The sequence below is a fragment of the Leptospira langatensis genome (assembly GCF_004770615.1).
GTDB classification, from domain to species: Bacteria; Spirochaetota; Leptospiria; order Leptospirales; family Leptospiraceae; genus Leptospira_B; species Leptospira_B langatensis.
In genome coordinates this window covers 68756-86545 of sequence record NZ_RQER01000001.1, presented here as the reverse complement: position 1 = coordinate 86545, position 17790 = coordinate 68756, and the positions used below count along the sequence as shown (strand labels likewise).

Below are 17790 nucleotides of genomic sequence, written 5' to 3'. Positions count from 1 at the left end.
CCACGCGGCGATATTCTACTCTAAAGGAGCCAGATCCGCAAGGGTTAGATCTTCGATCGTATGTGGATAACCTTCTCTGTCATTATAGAGAACGGAGACCTTGTCTCCGTTGATTTCCTGGATTTCCACCTGGGCTCCGGTCAGTACGATCACACCTTTTAAAAGAAAACTTCTCTTGGTTAGTTTTGCTTTATCACCCGGCTTCATGTTTCTCCATATAGATATCTTTTCCTTCCTTCTTCATGGAAGAGAAAATATGAATTTGTCTTTGGTCCACTCTGGTCCCGATATCATAGACTGCATCGGTGAAATCGGCGCCTTCGATCTTGGCACCTGCAAGTTTTGCCCAGCGTAGATCTGTTCCCTTGAAATTCGCACCGGTCAGATCGGCTCCATTCAAGAAGGCTCCACGCAAACGAGCTCCCTCGAAATTAGCTCCAGCAAAATTACAATTGGTAAGAAATGCGTTATTCAGATTTGCACCTGAGAAATCCACTCCATGTAGATCTTCTTTTTCTAATATGATAGAAGATAGATCCTGGCCTTTCAGGCTTCCTGTTTCGGCAAGGATCTCCTTTGCCTTAGAAGCAGTGATCCTTCTTTCCTTGGGAACTCCATCTCCGTTCTCAAAGTCTCGGATCGCTTGGTGAAGCGCTGCCACTGCTGACTCCGGATAATTCTTTCTTCTCTCAGGGAACTCGAATTGTTTCTCCACATCTTCCGGAGTGATGTTCTTCAATTCATCTATGGATCTCCCTTTGGCGATCTCGGTCGCCATAGCAAGTGCGACTATACCGAATCCGCAGCCGGTGGTAGTATAACTCGCATCGGTCACCATTCTATGTTCGTCGATCTTGAGATAGATGCGGTATCCATCCCCGCAGCCAACATTTCGGTAATTGGAGACTACGGTAGCGTCTTCCATCTCTCTATAGTTCAATCTCTGGTCGTTAATCTCTTTGTATCGATTGAAATCCATTACTGCCATGAGAGGGCCTCCTGCACATTCTTAGGGAGCGACAATCCTAAGGAGGGATGTATTTTGTAAAATTGCATACGTATTTATATAGCTCCGCTTCAGATTAGACCTAGTTCATAAATCCTGAAAGCATTTTATTTCTATGTTCTGAGGGATTTCTTAGAACTACCCGCGTCAGGGATCCGCAGAGTGCGTAAGCAGTCGCGAAGCGACCGAAGCGTAAGCGAAGCTCGAAGGAGCCCGGCTCTCGCGCTGCCAGAAAATGGGAAAGCCTTTGCGTTACGTCCCCGTAAGCAAAGGCTCTTTCTGTAATGGGTTCTCGCGAGAGAGACGCCATGATACATTCTCCTAACTTAGGAGATTTTGTATTTTTTCTTGAACTTGTCTACTCGACCGGTAGTATCCAGAATTTTGGATTTTCCAGTAAAGTATGGATGGCAGTTCGAGCAGATCTCTACGTGGATATCTCCTACAGTAGTGCGAGTCTCGTAAACCGCTCCGCAAGCGCAGCGAATTTTGGCGTCAGCGTATTTAGGATGGATGTCTGTTTTCATAAATTCCCCTTTTCCTCGGCCTTACTGGGCGTTCATGCTACCTAAGAAGGCCTCGTTAGTCTTAGACTGCCTCATCTTCTCAAGTAATAATTCCATGCTTTCTGTGATGCTCATGGGAGAAAGCACTTTTCGGAGCACAAAGACCTTCTGGAGGGTTTCTTTCGGAAGAAGAAGCTCCTCTTTTCTGGTCCCTGACTTATTGATGTCGATTGCCGGGAAGATCCGCTTGTCGGACAACTTACGATCCAAGTGGATCTCCATATTACCAGTACCTTTGAACTCCTCAAAGATCACCTCGTCCATTTTGGAACCGGTGTCCACAAGAGCGGTAGCGATAATGGTCAAGGATCCGCCTTCTTCGATATTTCGAGCGGCACCGAAGAATCGTTTCGGTTTGTGAAGTGCGTTAGAGTCCACACCACCAGAGAGGATCTTTCCGGAAGTAGGAATGACCTGGTTATAGGCGCGGGCCAAACGGGTGATGGAGTCGAGTAGAATGACCACATCTCTTCCGTGTTCCACAAGACGTTTCGCCTTTTCGATCACCATTTCGGCAACCTGAACGTGGCGGGTAGCAGGCTCGTCGAATGTGGAACTTACGACTTCTCCTCGAACATTGCGGGCCATATCGGTTACTTCTTCCGGACGCTCGTCAATGAGAAGAACGATCAGAGTGACCTCAGGATGGTTGCTAGTGATCGCATTCGCCACATTCTGCATAAGAATGGTCTTACCAGTTCTAGGAGGAGCGACGATCAAAGCCCTCTGCCCTTTTCCGATCGGACACATTAGATCCACGATCCTTGTGTCCAACTGAGAAGGATCATGCTCCATTCTCAATCTCTCGTTCGGATAGAGAGGGGTAAGGTTGTCGAATAATGCGCGTTTGCTGGCTACGTCAGGAGTATATCCGTTAACTGTTTCCACCCGAAGCATCGCAAAGAATCTTTCGGATTCTTTCGGAGGACGGATCTGTCCCTCAACGGTATCCCCGGTACGAAGACCGAAGAGTTTGATCTGAGAAGGAGATACATAAATATCGTCCGGACCCGGAACATAGTTATAATCCGGAGAACGTAAGAAACCATATCCATCCGGAAGTCTTTCCATGACCCCTGCGGCATGCACTTGGCCTTCTCTTTCGGCTTGCGCTTGTAGGATGGCAAAGATCAGGTTTTGCTTTTTAAGCCCCCCGGTGTTTTCCACTCCGAGATTCTTTGCTACTTCTATGAGTTCAGCGATGGATGTTTTTTTGAGAGCGACTAGGTCGATTGGAGCAGGGGTTGGTCCATCGTAGGAACCACGACGTCTTTTGCGAGAACGGATCTCCGCAGTTTCCGGATCGTCTTCCGGTAAGTTCGGTTCTTCTTCGTTATTATCGTTTTGCACGTCGTTCGTACCGTTTTGGTAGTTGTTTCTGGGCTTGGAGTCTCGTCTTGGATTGGCCATGGAATACCGTTATTGGATTTGGAAGAGAGTTTACTTCCGTGTGTTAAATTATTCGATTAAGAGCGGGTTTTGAGGATCCGGATGCCGGTTCTTTTAAGTGACCGTAATAACCATTTTTATTTTCAAAGGTTATCCACTCCAAAGATAGAGTGAAGATCAGCTCTTAAGGTGGACTATTTCCAAATTATACGTTCTGTCAATACAATTATTTAGAATTATTTTTGCTTTGTCCTTTTTTTAGACGGGGATTTCTTCTTAGGACTACTCTGTTTTTTCTTAGAAGCAGCCTTAGGCTTTTCCGAGACCACTGGTTTTGCCGGGACAGGCGCCGGTTTCTTAGGAGGAGCCGGTTTGCCCGTCTTCTTTCTTGGAATGGGCTGGTCCTTGTTCAATTTAAACTTAGCGGTAAGATCCAAGAACTTGATCCGATTCTGCAGCGTAGTCCGAGGCACCCCCAGATCCAAGGCAGCATGAGACACATTTTCCTGGTTTCTCTTGAGAGTATGGTAGATATAACTTCCTTCTACTTCCTTAAGTACTGTTTCAAGGGGAAGTTTTTGATTGAATGCTTCCGTTACCGATGGGAATTCCATCCCCTCTCCGTCTTGGCTATTCAGTTTGGCGGAAGCAGGAGAGAAGTGATATAAGTAACCGAGAGGCTTTCCTTTTTGCTTCAGGATGGAAACTCGGATCAAAGAATCCAATTCGGGAATAAAGGTCTGAACGGAAAGTCTTCCTTCTTCCAACCGGAGCTCATGGGTCTTGAGATAATTGCCCAATAGATCCTTGGACATTTCTTTCAGAAGCTTCTCCGCTTGTAGGATGCTGTCTCTGAACCATTTGCGGACCAGGATCTCTTTTTCAAAGCTTTCGTTATAAAATACGGTATGCCCGTCCAGATCCGTGGCCAAGAGTCCGTCCGGAAAGTTTTGCAGAAGCACTTCCATAAACCACTGGCTTTGCTTTGCTTTATCTTCTTCGGTTTTTTCCGGAGAAGGTTCCGGCTTCTGCGTTTCCTTCGCCATCCAGGAGGATCTGCTAAGTTCTGCGAGGAACCTGGGCTTGTCCCAATCCTCGAACTTTTCTCCCGAAACACTGACTACAGGAATGGTTCTTTGCTTTTGGAAGTAGCCGAGTACTGTTTCCGGAATTTCTCGGATCAGGAATTCTTCGGGGATCTTGCTAAATTCTCTTTCGGCGGAACTTAAGTCGGCGAGTTCCATCAAGACTCTTTCTTTCGGAAGAAGTCCCAATAATCCGCTTCCTTCTTCCCAGACGGGTAGATGACTGGCAGGAGTGTATAGGAAGAATTTATATAAAACTTCGATTCTCATAGAAGAGAGGAGGAAGTTTCCCCCAGAATGACTTCTTTTGAAGCCTAACGGTGAAAATTCCTCTACTTTTTTCTGAATTCGAAGAAGTTTTTTAAAGTGAAAGTCTACTTACCGAGTAAGCGAGCTGCCGCTTGGGAATATTCTTCCGGATAAGGCAACTTGGAAACCTTGAGACTGGACAAGGAGTATTTTAAAGATCTCTTATATAATACCAAAGCGTAGAGATGATTGCCGTCTCTTTTGAACTTATTCCCGGCCAACCATTCCTCTTTTGCCATGCGAAAATAATCGTTCGCTCTTTCTTCTTCCTTTGCGGTAAGAGGATGCCTGTCTTCGGATTCCATCTTCAAGAAGCGGGATTCCTTGGCGACATGCTGCAATAGTCTGTCGGAAGATCCTTCCGCAAACTCGGACCAACGTTTTAAGCTTTCGGGTAAGGTTTTTTCCAGGACCAGAAGTGCTTGCGTTTTTTCCTCGGCGCTTCCCACCTTAGATGCGGAATGCAATTCGGCGGAGTATGTCTCTATCTTTTGCAGATCCTTTTTCAGTTCCGGTGCGGAGAAGGAACTCCCAATCTCTCTGAGAATGCGGACCTTGGAATCTGCGGACTTCTTTCTTTCTCTAAAACTTTGAGAAGACTGAGAGGATTCAATTCCTTCCCATGCTATAAATGCTAGAATTACTCCCGTAAATAGAAGTACCCATCTCCAGAAGCCTCTGCTATTCCCTATTCTAAGAGAATGGATCTCTGACGGAGTGGGAAGATCCATGGAGCTTACTTACCCGCTCCGTTCGTTGATTGAGCAGGAACAGGAGGAAGCGATTCCTTGCGGTTGATATCGTCTATTCGGATCTCTTCATTACTTTTTTCTAAAAAAGAGACCCGGGCGTTCGTGATAAAACTGTAATTATCATCGTGAACTTCGAGTAGATCCACCGGATTATCCTTTCCTTCTCCGGGAGCGCTGATCTTTTGGGAAAGCAATTCGTTGTCTATATAATCGATGAGAGTGTTTCGGATCCTATCGTAGTCGGAAATATTTTCCTTCTCCGCCGCATTCCTTACATCATCCAAATTTACGAACTGGAACTCTGCCTTATCATCGTTCGGGGTCTTGGCCGCGATCATAGCCAGAAGTGCGAACCTTCTAGCCCTTCTGGCGATCTTGATCCCTTCGCCGAAAAGTACAAGCTTCACTCTGAATTGGTACGGAGAAGAATTATAGGCGGAAGTAAAATTATCTTCCGAGGATTTCAGGTCCCTAAATCCAAGCTTCAATAAATGCTGAGCGATCTTATCGTTGGAGCGTATGATCATGGGAGAAGCGGCTTCTAAGAGGATCCTGGCAGTTCTGATATAATTCTCGTGAACTACTTGGAAGATGTCCTTCATCTCTCCCTGGGCTGCCTTCAGATTCTTATAGGAAAGGCTATAATTACTTTGGAAGTACCACATATTTCCGTTGAAGTCCGCTTGGTTCGCCTTCTTGAAGGAACGGTAATTGTCTATGGAGTTTAACTTTTTATAAAGTTCTTCCTGTCCGGCAGGAGCAGCCCCTGTCGGCTTCTGGCCGGCTTGAGCGTTCTCCGCTGCGGTAGGAGTTCCTGCCTGAGGCTTGGGACCGGCGCCTTCTTCCAAGGGAGGAGCCAGGTTGCTTACGCAAATATTGATGAATTTCAGATTGATTTTGTTTTCATCTATTAAGATAGCAAGGTTGGTCTGATCGGGAGAGACCGCGGACACCCGATTCGAAGTCCCGAATACGGCAAATGCTGCGATCGTTAAAAGAAGAATACGTGTATATCTCGAACCCATGGTCTTTCCTACTAGAAGACTATCGGCAGGGTTCGAAATTGTATCTTCTCTTTTTTTAGGGCAAAAATACCCTAAGTTTTCTTTTTAGTAGAAGGGAAAACCGGATCTTTCCGATCCTCCCCTTCCACTCCTATAGTTAAAGAGCGCTGATCCTGCGGATTGCCTCGATCACATCGTCTTTCTTACCGAAGGCGGAAAGTCTAAAATAACCTTCTCCGGCAGGCCCGAAACCGGAACCTGGAGTTCCTACCACCTGGGCCTTATCCAACAGTTGATCGAAGAAATCCCAAGAGCTAAGATTGTTCGGTGTTTTGAGCCAAATATAAGGAGCATTGATACCGCCGAATACTTCGTAACCTGCTTTTTGCAATCCTTCTCGGATCGCTTTTGCATTGCTCATATATGCGTCGATGCTTGCGCGGATCTCTTTCTTTCCTTGCGGGGAATAGATTGCCTCTGCAGCCTTTTGGGTCACATAAGAAACGCCATTGAACTTGGTAGTATGCCTTCTGCTCCAGAGAGAGCCGATGGATACTTCTTGTCCGTCCTTGGTCTTTCCTTTCAATTCTTTCGGGATCACGATGTAAGCACAACGCAATCCAGTAAACCCTGCTGTCTTGGAGAAGGATCTGAATTCGATCGCTACTTCTCTTGCTCCTTCGACCTCGTAAATAGAACGAGGAACTCCCGGCTCGGAAATGAAAGCCTCGTATGCGGAGTCGAATAGGATAATGCTATTGTTCTTTTTTGCGTAATCCACCCAAGCCTTCAAGGATTCTTTAGAGGCAACGGTCCCGGTCGGATTATTAGGAAAACATAAATAGATCAGATCCGGTCTTTCCTTGGGGAAATCGGGTTGAAAACCGTTCTCTTTGGTAGAAGGCATATAGATCAGATTTGCATATCTTCCGTCAGGTCCAGCCTCTCCGGTACGTCCAGCCATCACGTTCGTATCCACGTATACGGGATAAACCGGATCTCCGATCGCGATCTTAGCATCTTGGGAGAAGATCTCTTGGATATTCCCGCAATCGCATTTAGATCCATCGGAAACGAATATTTCCGATTCGTCTAACTTCACTCCAAGAGGAGCATAATCGTTCTCAGCGATAGCCTTTAGAAGAAAGGAATAACCTTGCTCCGGACCGTACCCATGAAAACCCTCCGGAGTTCCCATTTCCTTGGAAGAAGAGACCAAAGCCTCCACTACGGAAGGAGCCAATGGAAGAGTAACGTCCCCGATCCCCAAGCGAATGATCTTGGCGGAAGGATTCTTTTCGGAATAAACCTTTACTCTTCTTGCGATCTCGGGAAAAAGATATCCCGCTTTCAGTTTCAGATAATTTTCGTTGATATTTGCCATATTAATTATTTGTAATCCTCGTCGTCTATGTCCCGGATCGGTTTCCTACCGGAAAAGCCCTCGTCGTAACCGTGCTCGAAGAGAAGATCCTCTTCTCCTAAATGCCAGCAATAGTAACCCTTGCCGTTATCGAAGTCCACGAGCCAAAGTCCTTTGACCTCGATCCCCAATTCCCGGACCTTGGAAGACCAATCCGTAAGAAGCTCTTCTACCTTGGCCTCTCTGGCTTCGAGTTCGTTCTCTTGGTATAGGCCTTCTTTTAATTCCTTATGGAGCTTCCCCACCTCATCATAAAAATCTTCGGTGATGGATCTGACATAGGGCAGGATCTTGCGAGCTTCTTCATATGTCCAGATCTTACGTTCCATTGTTATCGTTTAGAATTTCACTCCAAGAGAAAGACAAAGAAGTGTCATTCGGCTTACTACTCCGTATTTCGCCTGACGGAAATAGGCTGCATTCGGAAGATCATCCACATCCGTAGAGAGTTCATTCACTCTAGGAAGAGGATGAAGTACGGTGGTTTCCTTCTTGGAGGCAAGGATCAGTTCCTTATTCAGTTTAAAGGATTCTTTCAATCTCTCATATTCCTTATGATCGGGAAATCTTTCCTCTTGGATCCGGGTCACGTATGCGATATCGCAGTCCCAGACTTTCTTAATATCATCCGACTCTTCGAATGTGATCGGAAAACCGGAGAGCCCCTTCTTATAAGACTCCGGTAAGGAAAGTTCCGGTGGAGAGATCAGATAAAGATGTACTTTATAATGTCGAAGAAGATTGATCAAACTATGGATGGTCCGACCATATTTTAGGTCCCCGATGAATGCAAGAGTAAGCCCATCCAATTTTCCTTTTTCGGAGATGATCGTATATAGATCTAAAAGAGCTTGGGTCGGATGTTGCCCTGCTCCATCTCCCGCATTGATCACAGGGATCTTGACTGCACCTGCAGCGATCCGGGAGGAACCTTCTACAGGATGACGGATGACCGCAATATCGGCGTAAGCCTCGATCATCTTCATGGTATCATACAAGGTCTCGCCCTTGGAGATGGAAGAGAATTGGAAACCTACTGTGGAGATCACCCTTCCCCCCAGTCTTTCCATGGCGGCCTCAAAGGAAAGTCTCGTGCGAGTAGAAGCCTCGAAGAAGAGAGAGGCTAGGAGTTTACCTTCCAAAATACCGAATGCCTTGTTCTGTTCGACCAAGCGTTCCATCTCTCTGGTCCTTTCTACAAGGAAGTCCAGATCCGCTTTGGAGAATTGGTCCGTATCTAGAATATTTTTATGCTCGTACGCCATTTTCTGGTCAGATTGATCCGGTAGGAACTAGAGGCAAGAGAATTCGAAAGGCAGTCGCGAGTTTAAAAAAGGCTTTTCGAATGCCCGATCCTTAGTATTTTATGGGAGAAGGTCTGCAGTATGGAGCCAAAAGATTCTATCCAAGAGATCATAGATCTATATAAAAAAGATCTCGATCGAAGTCTAATTCGAGAAAGCCTACGATTAACTCCTACGGAAAGAATTCGCAGAGTAGAGGAGCTCCAAAGAGTTGCCGAAGAAATGAAGCGAGCCGGCAAACGATCGCTTTCCTCTTAGAATGACCAAGTTCGAAAAAATATTAGAGTTATTAGAGGCTGCTCGGATTGACTACATTTTGATCGGAGGCTTGGCGGCGACTGCCTTCGGGTCTTCTCGTTTAACCACCGATATAGATCTTATCTATTCCAGGACGGAAGAAAATCAACGCAAGATCTTAAAGATGTTCTCCTCACTGAATCCCTATCTTCGAGGAGCGCCTCCTGGGCTGCCTTTTCATTTCGACGAGCGCACCCTTTCTTCGGGTCTCAATTTTACTTTGAAAACCGAATTGGGAGACATTGATCTTTTAGCAGAAGTTCCTGGCGGTAATTACGAAAGCCTGAAAAATGATATGATCGAGTTAGAGATCTTTGGGCAACGTTGCAAATGTATTGGACTTAAAAAATTGATCGAATTAAAGAAAGCAAGTGGTCGCCCAAAAGATTTCGAAGCGATCGCAGAACTGGAAGCGATCTTAGAAGAAAATGGTCTTGCATAAGAATATTATTTTTTATTAAAGTTGCTTGGGAATAACCTGCTTTAAGCTCAATTCCTGATACTTAAAGATAGGAACTAGGAAGATCCCTCCTCTTGCAGCACCTACTACTATAAGTCCTAAAGGAGATGAAGCCAAAGACCAAACGGAAATTCCCGCCAAACCGGTCCACCATAGACCGCTGATTCCCCAACGGATTCTTGTATTTTTTACCAAGCTCAGCTCTAGAGAAATAGGATGATCCGAATCCAAACTTGGACAGAGGTAGTCCGATTGGAACGTTTCATCCGAAGAAGAAGGAACTCCAACACAAGAGTCGCTTGCTTGCACTTCTGAATTCTCTTTTCTACCGAAGAAGATCCTGACCCCACCGTGGACCATCGCTCCAAATAGTTTTGATCTTTTATAATCGATCTCTAAGATCCCTGAATATTTTCCTTTGGGAAAAAGCAAGGAATGAGTTGGATTAGAGAAAGTCATCTTCGATTGAAATAGGTTTTGATCAGAGCTTACTTTGGATCCGCCCAAGAGAGAATAGGAAGAAGAAGTATTAGTAACGAGAGAAAGATTTCCTCTCAAACCTTGATCGGAGAAAGTATCTTCTTCGAAATCGGAGAATTGTAAGTGTAAGATCCTTCCTTCTACTCCCATATCATAATTGGGAATGGAAGCATCCTTCAATATGGTGTTTATATTTCTGGGCCGGGAATCACAGTAAATGGCGAAAAGAAATGGAAGAAGGAAGACCGTTCTGTAAAGCACAGTGCGCAAAGCATCTCTTTGTAGAGGCAAATCAAAGTAGAGTCAATCTAGATCTCACTATTTGAGTTCGGGAAGATTGAATGTTAATTATCAAGCAATGAGATCAAAAACAGTTCCCACAAGGTCGTTTTAGGCTTGCGGGAACTCGGATTTTGTGATAGAGGGAATTCGGCCCCTCCCACTAGGGCACCCACCTCCACCACCCGATGAGGGCGGGGGCCGCCCTCAGTAAAATAGTTCCTACATTCAGTGGTGAACGGCCTTCTTCGTTGCCTTAATTCCCAATTTAGAACGAAGATCTGCAAAAACGGAAAGGGTTACCGGAACATAGAGCAAACTTCCCAGAGTTCCAAATCCAAGCCCCCAGCCAAGTGCCAATGTCATTGGGATGAGCACAGGGTCGGAACCTCCAATACTGTACGCTGTAGGCAATAGTCCTGCAACGGTCGTTAGAGTAGTGAGAAGGATCGGACGGAATCTTCTTCGGCTTGCTTCCAATAGGATCTCATCCAATGGTTCTTTGGAGCCCTTACTTATGGAATCGATACAATCCACAAGAACAATGGATGCATTCACCAAAACTCCCGCAAGTCCTATGATACCGATCATTGCCAGGAAGCTGATTGCCTTTCCGGAAAGCGGGAATCCGAGTACGATTCCCACGATCCCGAGTGGGATCGTACTTAAGATCAGGAAAGGTCTCCAGAAATTCTGTAGGGTAAGTGCCAAGATAATAAAGATCCCGGCTAACGCTAGAATTCCGGCCTTTGCCAAAGAGGCCATGGATCTTTGCGTATCCTTTTCCTCCCCTCCGAATACGATGGAAACTCCCGGATATTGTCTTTCGATCAGAGGCTTAAACTCATTTGCCACCTTTTGGTTGGCCTCATGAGCCGTGGTCCCGGATTCGGAACGAATGTCCGCATTCACAGTAATCGCTCTTTCGAAATCCCTATGAGAAAGAAGTTCCGGAGAATCCTTTATATCCATCTTGGAGATCTTTGCAAGATTCGTAATATTGCCTGCCTTATTCCTAAGAGGCACATTCTTTACTTCTTCCGGATTCTTTCGGAAGCTCTTATCATACATAACTCTCAGGTAGATCTTGGTCTTCCCCTGGCGAACATTCCCTGCTCTCTCTCCATCATAGGCTGTTCTCAATAGATTAGCCGCGGAGAAGGTAGAAACCCCTGTAAATCCCTCCAAGCCCTCGTCAAGCTGGATGTACATTTGTTTACGACCGTTCCGATAATCGTCCCTAATGGAATGCACACCTTTGATGCCTTTCAGGAAGTTTTGTAGATCCACGGAAACCTTCTTCAGGACATCATAATCTTTTCCTAATATACCGACGGTGATCGGGGCTCCGATCGGAGGCGCCATAGCCATTTCTTCCAAGTAAACGTCCGAGAGACCGGGAGTCTTACGTATATCATCCTCTATGGAGGCAAGGATCTGAGACGCTTTGCGTTTCCGTTTGGACTCAGGGGTCAGATACACCATGATCACGGACAGATTCTCACCGAATCTGGAAAGAGGATCGTCCGGATCAGTTTGTTGCACTCCGATCTTAGTCGAATAACTAACCAACTCGTCTTTCGGGATCTTCTTCAGGATATCCTCCATATACTTCATCTTCTCTCTCGTTTGAAAGATACGAGAAGAAGGAGGGAATTCCGCTTTGATCAAGAAGATCTCGATGTCTTCTTTCGGGAATAGAATGAAATCCATCTGGGACATAGCCCCGCAGGATCCGATCACAAGAAGAAGGATAAATGCAAACGACTTATATCGATTGCGTATGGTAAACGCCACAAAATGCGAGAACTTATCTTCCATCCGTTGAAAGAAGTCATCCAATCTTTTTCTGAACTTAGAGGACTTCTTCAATTCTTCCGGATTCTTAGCGAATGCAGCGATCCTTGCAGGCAAGAATAAGAAGGACTCGAGCAAGCTCGCAGTCAAAGCGATAATCACTACAAGCGGGATCTGCCAGATGAATTTCCCCATGATCCCGGACATGAAAAGCATAGGAAGGAATGCAGCAACCGTAGTCAGGTAAGATCCGAAGATCGGGATCACCATCTCGGTCGTTCCTTTCAAGGCAGCGGCGGCACTGTCCATCCTCTGCCCCATATAAGTATAGATATTCTCCGAGATCACAATGGAGTTATCCACAAGCATACCAAGAGAGATGATCAACCCCATCATGGAGATCATATTGAAGGAGACATCGAATAGGGGAATGACAGCAAAGGTCATGAGCATGGAAAGCGGCAGAGACATAGAAGTCAAGGTTGCAGTCCTGAAGTCCAGGAATAAGAAAAGGATCCCGAACACGATCAAGAAACCGATAAGTGCGTTAGACGAAACTACGTTCAGACGATTCTTGGTCCGAGCCGCCTCGTCGTTCAGTTTGAATGTCTTAATCCCTTCCGGATATGTTTTTTCCAGATCCTTCATACGAGTCTGGACCATATTCGCAACATCGATCGCATCCGCTCTTTCCTTCTTGATCACGGAAAGGATCAGGCCCTGTTTACCGTTTGCAATTGCAAGAAATCTAGGATACTCGAAAGTATCTTCCACATGAGAGATATCACTCACACGAACCGTGGAAAAAATATCGTTCGTGCGTACTGGGATCCTACCTATCTCGTATGGATGTTTGAATTCTCCGTCGATACGCAGATCGAATGCTTCCTCGGAATCTACGGAACCTGCAGGCAAATTGATATTTCGAGCACGAATGGCTCTCGTTATATCGGAAAGATCCAACTGGTAATGCTTGAGACGGTTTGCATTCACGAGAATATGCCATTCTCTATCACGTTTTCCGAATACATCCACCCTGGCTACACCTGGGATCTTCTCCAATTCCAGTTCTATAAACTCGGCAACCGTATGTAGTTCTATCTCATCCTTTCCGCCATACACGGAAAAATCCATGATCGGAAAAGAACCCGATTTCCTTTCAGTGATCTTAGGTTTCTCGGTCACTTGCAGAGGAAATTCGGAGATTGCATTGTCTACCGCCCTGCGGATCTCGTTTAACACCTTCTCTGGATCTTTTTCGTCCAAGCTGACCCGAACATCTATATCGGAGACGGAATTTCGGGAGAAGGAACGGATCTCGTCGATCCCATCTATCTCCTTGATCTTCTCCTCGAGCGGATACGTTACCCGTAACTCCACGTCCGCCGGAGAAGCTCCCGGGAATTTCGTGTTGATCACGAGTTGCTTCATGTCCACATTCGGGAAGGCGTCTCTTCTCAATCCCATCAAGGACACGAGTCCTGCTAAAGTGATAAAGACCATTCCCAAATAGAGGAAGAGCCTGTTATGAATAAACGATTGTATGATTGTTCTCATAGTTTTTCTTTTTATTTAGTATTTTTCCCATCGATAGGCTCCAAGAGCCCGTTCCACTGACTCCAAGCCTGCCTTATAAAACTCTTATCCCAGGTTTCCTTGGAAGCTAACATCTGCTTCGGCAATCGATCCCATGAGCACCCAGGGAATCGATGATGGATCCTATGATAATTGAAATGAAGAAAGAACGCACTCATCCAATGAGGAAGAGTCAGGTTATACGCCGAATTTTTGTCGTCTATCTCCTTTCCATAATGATATGCATTATCAAAGAATGATATAAAGAAGGACCTCAAGAATAAGACGAACACGAGCACCGGCCAGTTCTCTCCAAACAAATAAAAAGAAGGAAGATAGAATAAAAGCACCCAAACTATATCCCTTCTTAATTCGGAAATGACCTCCGGTCTATAGATCCATTTAAAGAAACCCTCTTCGATCGGATACTCTGAGATCTTAGAAGCGATCTGCCTTGTCCACGAAGTCGGAAGCGAAAGTAAAAACCCTGCTCCCACTTCGAACAGATAGGTCGCCACCGTGATCCTAAAATAATAACTCACACTCTGCAGCGATCTTGGCTTCCAAGAAGAAGGATCATAAAATTCTATCCGATCTCCCCGCTCTCGATTGAATTTATGATGCATCAAATGACTCGCTTTCAAGACGGCATAAGGGGCACCGAACACGATACAGAGTAATCTTCCCCAAAAATGGTTCGAATCCCTTTCGTTTGAAAAATTACCATGAATGCTTTCATGGATCAGATTCCAGAACGTATAAGAAAGAGGTCCCAAGAAAGCGGCAAACAACCAAACGATCCAAACATTCCCACCTAAACTAGGCATTGCAATGGGAAGAAGATAATGAAATCCCACGAATACAAGAAGGACCAGAACCGACAATCTGCGATTCAAAGCAAACGGCAAGTCTCGAACGGGAAGAGAGGCTTCCATAGGTATACAACGAGATCTAGCGTGATTTTCTGCAACTACCTGTTGTAGAAGAACAGGGAAACGTCGGTCGGTTTGGAAAAAAATTTCGTACGAGCTCTTACAAATTTCCGAAAACGATTCTACGAATTCTTCTTTTCTGAAAAAAAACGACTCCTAGGATCGGGTCCAAGGTCCAAAACATCAATATGAGTTTATTCTTTAAAGCATCGATCCTTTTCTTAACCGCATTCTTTTCGACTTTTTGTTTTCCCTTGGACCCGGATCGGATCAAATCCCCCAGCTATAAAGAAGGAAGATATCATAATCTAGATCCGGACGAAGAGTTACAAGGCAAGTCGCCGATCGATATACTCAAATGGAAACTTATAGGACCAAAGGATCCGCCTGCAACAGAAGGCTTAACGGAAGAAGTCCCACTCGTCCTAGAAAGAACCTCCAAAGACTTGATCGCTCCGGAAGGAAAGATCCGGGTCGTCTGGTTCGGACACGCTACCGTATGGATCTCTTCCACTGAGAATGGAAAGACAGTGAATGTACTCACGGATCCGATCTTTGAGGCTCCCATCTTAGTCAATCGTCTAGTCAAACTCCCCATACCGAAAGAATCCCTTCCTCAAGTAGACTTCGTAGTGATCAGCCATGCTCATAGGGATCATTTGGATCGAGAGACACTACGTTTTCTTAGAAGTAAGAACCCGAAACTGCAGATCTTATTGCCTTCCGGAATGAAGTCCTTCTCCGAAAGCGAAGAATTAGGCTCTTCTATTTCGCAAGAACTAGGGCAGACCACGAGCAAGGACTCTGTCAAGATCACCTTCCTTCCTGCTCACCACTGGAGCAGAATGGGGATCTCCGATACGAATCAATATTTCTGGGGAAGCTACGCTCTCGAGACCCAAAACAAGGTGGTGTATTTCGCGGGAGATACAGGCTATTCTTCTCATTTTAAAAATATTTCCGCAAGACTAGGAAAGCCTGTCGATCTGGCGCTTCTTCCGATAGGAGCATACAAACCCAGATGGTTCATGAAATACGCGCATATCGGACCGGAAGAAGCCTTACTCGCAAGTAAGGATCTCAACGCCAAATCCTTTGCTCCCATCCACTGGGGAACCTTTCCCTTGGGAGACGATCTCCCCCAAGAGCCCTTGCTCGACCTGAAACAAAGACTAACCTTTCCGGAAGCTCCGGACATCAAAGGGATCTATCCTCTCTATACCGGGATTTCCTGGGGAATGAAGGACGGGGTCCGTATCCTTCCTTGGACCATCGGAAGCGGGATCGATTTATAACCTTCTCCGAAAAAAAATAGCCTCCCCAGTCAATTTATGGATTCTGGTATAGAACCAGGCTGCTGTGGAGGCCTCCCCAAATGCGTTTAAACAAAGAAATTTTAAAAAATAAAATCTCTAAATTAGTTTATTATGTTTTACTAATCCTATTATCTGCGATCTCTTTTCCTATTTTCGCAGTCGGCGGGGAAGAGCCAGCAATCCCCCTCACCTCCGTGCCAACGGAAGAACAAAAGAATGAGGCCTTAAAAAAGAAGGCAGAAGCGGAAAGAAGGGTCGACCAAAGAAAGGGTCGTTGGTCCTTCCAATGGGGTTATAACAGAGACTCTTACACTCAGAGTGATATCAACTTTAGAGGTCCTGGGTACCATTTTACATTAAAGGACGTGGTCGCTAGGGATCGTCCGGAGAAATTTGATCCGAGCGTTTATGCAAATCCGACGCTTCTGGAAATTCCTCAGTACAATTTCAAATTCACCCGCTATCTTACGGATAACCTTTTCATTTCCTTCGGGCAGGATCATATGAAATACGTGATGTCCAAGGGACAGGCTGCAAATATCAGCGGATATATCAGCCCGTATGCGATCGACAGAGCTAGGCTCGCTACCTCCTTCGAGTCTGCTCCGTACATCCTACTATTCCCGAATCACTTGGATCAGTTTGCCGGACTTCACAACGGAGAGAGTATCAATATCACTCCGGACTTCTTGAAATTCGAACATACGGACGGATTGAATTATTTCTTCTTAGATATAGGATATGTTGCGTCCCTATGGGTTTCGCCAAACGGAGAAAATGCTCTCAGTTTGGTCGGTTCCATAGGCGGAGGCCCGGTGGTTTGTAGAAGCGACGTTCGTTTATTCGGAGAAGGAAAAAACAACCACTTCCATCTCTCCGGATACGGAGTCTCCGGCTATTCCGCGCTCAGATTAGACTTATTCAAATCCTTCTTTATGGAATTTGGAGCCAAAGGCGGATACATAGATCTACCGAATATTCTTACAAACGGAAGATCCGGAAACAAGGCCTCCCAGAACTTCGGCTTCGTAGAAACCATCGTTTCAGCAGGGATTAACTTTTAAGTTTTCATAATATGATTTCAGGACTCCAAGGTGCAATACGAAAACTCGACGTTGGCTCCGTGCATTTAGATGTGCACGGGGTGACCTACGAGATCACGATTTCCTTTAAGACTTACTGGGAATTGAAGGAGCTTATGAGCTCAGGTGCTAAGGAGATCCGACTTCATATCCATCATTCCATTACGGAAAGAGGACAAAAACTTTTCGGATTCTTACAGGAAAGAGATAAGGAATTCTTCAAGGTAATGAAAGGATTGCATGGGATCGGAGAAATGACCGCTCTCAAAGTACTCTCCTTCTTCAGTCCATGGGAATTGCATAAGATCGCCTCTTCCGGAGAACCAAAAGATCTGGAAAAGATACCCAAGGTCCGTGCCAAAACTTCCGAAAAGATCTTTTTTGAAGTGAAACAGAATTTAAAGAAACTCGAACTTTTTTTAGAAGCCTCTCCGGGCGACCCCACTCCTCCCGATATTGCGGCAGAACGCCTTCCTTCTCCCGAAGACAGGTTCAAGGAAACTGCGGTCCAAGCTTTGGTACAGCTCGGCTTCGATGATAAATCCGCTCTCAAGGAAGTGGAGAAGATACTGAAAAAACAATCTTTCACCGATACCGGCGAACTCATCCGAGAAATATTAAAAAATCTGTAAGTTGTTTCTTGCTCATACGATTCGCGAAATCACTTCCCCGGTGTATATAAGCAAAGCATAAAGATTTCATTTGACGTCGAATAGGAAATTCTTTAGGTTTTG

General features: G+C 45.5%; 17 protein-coding genes. 4 read left to right on the top strand and 13 right to left on the bottom strand.

Annotation, left to right across the window (positions count from 1 at the left end):
* Positions 1 to 15 precede the first annotated feature (15 nt).
* From EHO57_RS00355 to pyrB, 10 genes are all read right to left on the bottom strand, one after another.
* Positions 16 to 207, bottom strand: coding sequence for a hypothetical protein (locus EHO57_RS00355; protein WP_135589046.1), 192 nt, complete (start codon positions 205 to 207; stop codon positions 16 to 18).
* Complete coding sequence (locus tag EHO57_RS00350; RefSeq protein ID WP_135646804.1) at positions 194 to 988, bottom strand: pentapeptide repeat-containing protein; 795 nt, start codon at positions 986 to 988, stop codon at positions 194 to 196. Before EHO57_RS00350 ends, EHO57_RS00355 begins: the two co-directional genes overlap by 14 nt.
* Before the next feature lie 344 nt (positions 989 to 1332).
* Positions 1333 to 1533 carry a 50S ribosomal protein L31 gene (gene rpmE, locus EHO57_RS00345; protein WP_008592280.1) on the bottom strand — a complete coding sequence of 67 codons (201 nt, stop codon included), beginning with the start codon at positions 1531 to 1533 and terminating at the stop codon, positions 1333 to 1335.
* 21 nt (positions 1534 to 1554) lie between these two features.
* A complete protein-coding gene (gene rho / locus EHO57_RS00340; RefSeq protein ID WP_135646803.1) occupies positions 1555 to 2982 on the bottom strand; it encodes a transcription termination factor Rho in 1428 nt (475 codons plus the stop codon).
* 215 nt (positions 2983 to 3197) lie between these two features.
* The gene (locus tag EHO57_RS00335; protein ID WP_135646802.1) at positions 3198 to 4316 is read right to left on the bottom strand and encodes a PAS domain-containing protein; all 1119 of its coding nucleotides are present in this window, start codon (positions 4314 to 4316) and stop codon (positions 3198 to 3200) included.
* A 104-nt stretch (positions 4317 to 4420) separates the two neighbouring features.
* Positions 4421 to 5086, bottom strand: coding sequence for a PROCN domain protein (locus EHO57_RS00330; protein WP_135646801.1), 666 nt, complete (start codon positions 5084 to 5086; stop codon positions 4421 to 4423).
* A gap of 5 nt (positions 5087 to 5091) precedes the next feature.
* Positions 5092 to 6132 (bottom strand): adhesin OmpL37 family surface protein, encoded by a 1041-nt coding sequence (locus tag EHO57_RS00325; protein WP_135646800.1) that lies wholly within the window; start codon positions 6130 to 6132, stop codon positions 5092 to 5094.
* A 136-nt stretch (positions 6133 to 6268) separates the two neighbouring features.
* A complete protein-coding gene (locus EHO57_RS00320) occupies positions 6269 to 7495 on the bottom strand; it encodes an LL-diaminopimelate aminotransferase (RefSeq protein ID WP_135646799.1) in 1227 nt (408 codons plus the stop codon).
* Positions 7496 to 7500: 5 nt separating this feature from the next.
* Positions 7501 to 7863, bottom strand: a complete 363-nt coding sequence (locus EHO57_RS00315; protein ID WP_135646798.1) for a DUF2203 domain-containing protein — start codon at positions 7861 to 7863, stop codon at positions 7501 to 7503.
* A gap of 9 nt (positions 7864 to 7872) precedes the next feature.
* Positions 7873 to 8799 carry an aspartate carbamoyltransferase gene (gene pyrB / locus EHO57_RS00310; protein WP_135646797.1) on the bottom strand — a complete coding sequence of 309 codons (927 nt, stop codon included), beginning with the start codon at positions 8797 to 8799 and terminating at the stop codon, positions 7873 to 7875.
* 298 nt (positions 8800 to 9097) lie between these two features.
* Between pyrB and EHO57_RS00305 the strand changes: the two genes are divergently transcribed.
* Complete coding sequence (locus tag EHO57_RS00305; protein WP_135646796.1) at positions 9098 to 9577, top strand: hypothetical protein; 480 nt, start codon at positions 9098 to 9100, stop codon at positions 9575 to 9577.
* A gap of 15 nt (positions 9578 to 9592) precedes the next feature.
* On the opposite strand, the gene EHO57_RS00300 is transcribed toward EHO57_RS00305, so the two are convergent.
* The 3 genes from EHO57_RS00300 to EHO57_RS00290 all read right to left on the bottom strand — a co-directional run bounded on the left by EHO57_RS00300 (position 9593) and on the right by EHO57_RS00290 (position 14661).
* Complete coding sequence (locus EHO57_RS00300) at positions 9593 to 10345, bottom strand: hypothetical protein (protein ID WP_135646795.1); 753 nt, start codon at positions 10343 to 10345, stop codon at positions 9593 to 9595.
* 237 nt (positions 10346 to 10582) lie between these two features.
* Positions 10583 to 13708, bottom strand: coding sequence for an efflux RND transporter permease subunit (locus EHO57_RS00295; protein WP_135646794.1), 3126 nt, complete (start codon positions 13706 to 13708; stop codon positions 10583 to 10585).
* An 11-nt stretch (positions 13709 to 13719) separates the two neighbouring features.
* Complete coding sequence (locus tag EHO57_RS00290) at positions 13720 to 14661, bottom strand: fatty acid desaturase family protein (protein WP_135646793.1); 942 nt, start codon at positions 14659 to 14661, stop codon at positions 13720 to 13722.
* 185 nt (positions 14662 to 14846) lie between these two features.
* Here EHO57_RS00290 and EHO57_RS00285 point away from each other — a divergent pair, with 185 nt between their 5' ends.
* From EHO57_RS00285 to ruvA, 3 genes are all read left to right on the top strand, one after another.
* Positions 14847 to 15953, top strand: a complete 1107-nt coding sequence (locus EHO57_RS00285) for an MBL fold metallo-hydrolase (RefSeq protein WP_210410061.1) — start codon at positions 14847 to 14849, stop codon at positions 15951 to 15953.
* 80 nt (positions 15954 to 16033) lie between these two features.
* Positions 16034 to 17038 (top strand): hypothetical protein, encoded by a 1005-nt coding sequence (locus EHO57_RS00280; protein ID WP_135646791.1) that lies wholly within the window; start codon positions 16034 to 16036, stop codon positions 17036 to 17038.
* 11 nt (positions 17039 to 17049) lie between these two features.
* The gene (gene ruvA, locus EHO57_RS00275; RefSeq protein WP_135646790.1) at positions 17050 to 17688 is read left to right on the top strand and encodes a Holliday junction branch migration protein RuvA; all 639 of its coding nucleotides are present in this window, start codon (positions 17050 to 17052) and stop codon (positions 17686 to 17688) included.
* Positions 17689 to 17790: the final 102 nt, after the last annotated feature.

Bases quoted from the DNA above. Each gene is read 5' to 3' on its own strand.
- EHO57_RS00355 (WP_135589046.1), bottom strand. From the start codon at position 207: ATGAAGCCGGGTGATAAAGCAAAACTAACCAAGAGAAGTTTTCTTTTA.
- EHO57_RS00350 (WP_135646804.1), bottom strand. From the start codon at position 988: ATGGCAGTAATGGATTTCAATCGATACAAAGAGATTAACGACCAGAGA.
- rpmE (WP_008592280.1), bottom strand. From the start codon at position 1,533: ATGAAAACAGACATCCATCCTAAATACGCTGACGCCAAAATTCGCTGC.
- rho (WP_135646803.1), bottom strand. From the start codon at position 2,982: ATGGCCAATCCAAGACGAGACTCCAAGCCCAGAAACAACTACCAAAAC.
- EHO57_RS00335 (WP_135646802.1), bottom strand. From the start codon at position 4,316: ATGAGAATCGAAGTTTTATATAAATTCTTCCTATACACTCCTGCCAGT.
- EHO57_RS00330 (WP_135646801.1), bottom strand. From the start codon at position 5,086: ATGGATCTTCCCACTCCGTCAGAGATCCATTCTCTTAGAATAGGGAAT.
- EHO57_RS00325 (WP_135646800.1), bottom strand. From the start codon at position 6,132: ATGGGTTCGAGATATACACGTATTCTTCTTTTAACGATCGCAGCATTT.
- EHO57_RS00320 (WP_135646799.1), bottom strand. From the start codon at position 7,495: ATGGCAAATATCAACGAAAATTATCTGAAACTGAAAGCGGGATATCTT.
- EHO57_RS00315 (WP_135646798.1), bottom strand. From the start codon at position 7,863: ATGGAACGTAAGATCTGGACATATGAAGAAGCTCGCAAGATCCTGCCC.
- pyrB (WP_135646797.1), bottom strand. From the start codon at position 8,799: ATGGCGTACGAGCATAAAAATATTCTAGATACGGACCAATTCTCCAAA.
- EHO57_RS00305 (WP_135646796.1), top strand. From the start codon at position 9,098: ATGACCAAGTTCGAAAAAATATTAGAGTTATTAGAGGCTGCTCGGATT.
- EHO57_RS00295 (WP_135646794.1), bottom strand. From the start codon at position 13,708: ATGAGAACAATCATACAATCGTTTATTCATAACAGGCTCTTCCTCTAT.
- EHO57_RS00290 (WP_135646793.1), bottom strand. From the start codon at position 14,661: ATGGAAGCCTCTCTTCCCGTTCGAGACTTGCCGTTTGCTTTGAATCGC.
- EHO57_RS00285 (WP_210410061.1), top strand. From the start codon at position 14,847: ATGAGTTTATTCTTTAAAGCATCGATCCTTTTCTTAACCGCATTCTTT.
- EHO57_RS00280 (WP_135646791.1), top strand. From the start codon at position 16,034: ATGCGTTTAAACAAAGAAATTTTAAAAAATAAAATCTCTAAATTAGTT.
- ruvA (WP_135646790.1), top strand. From the start codon at position 17,050: ATGATTTCAGGACTCCAAGGTGCAATACGAAAACTCGACGTTGGCTCC.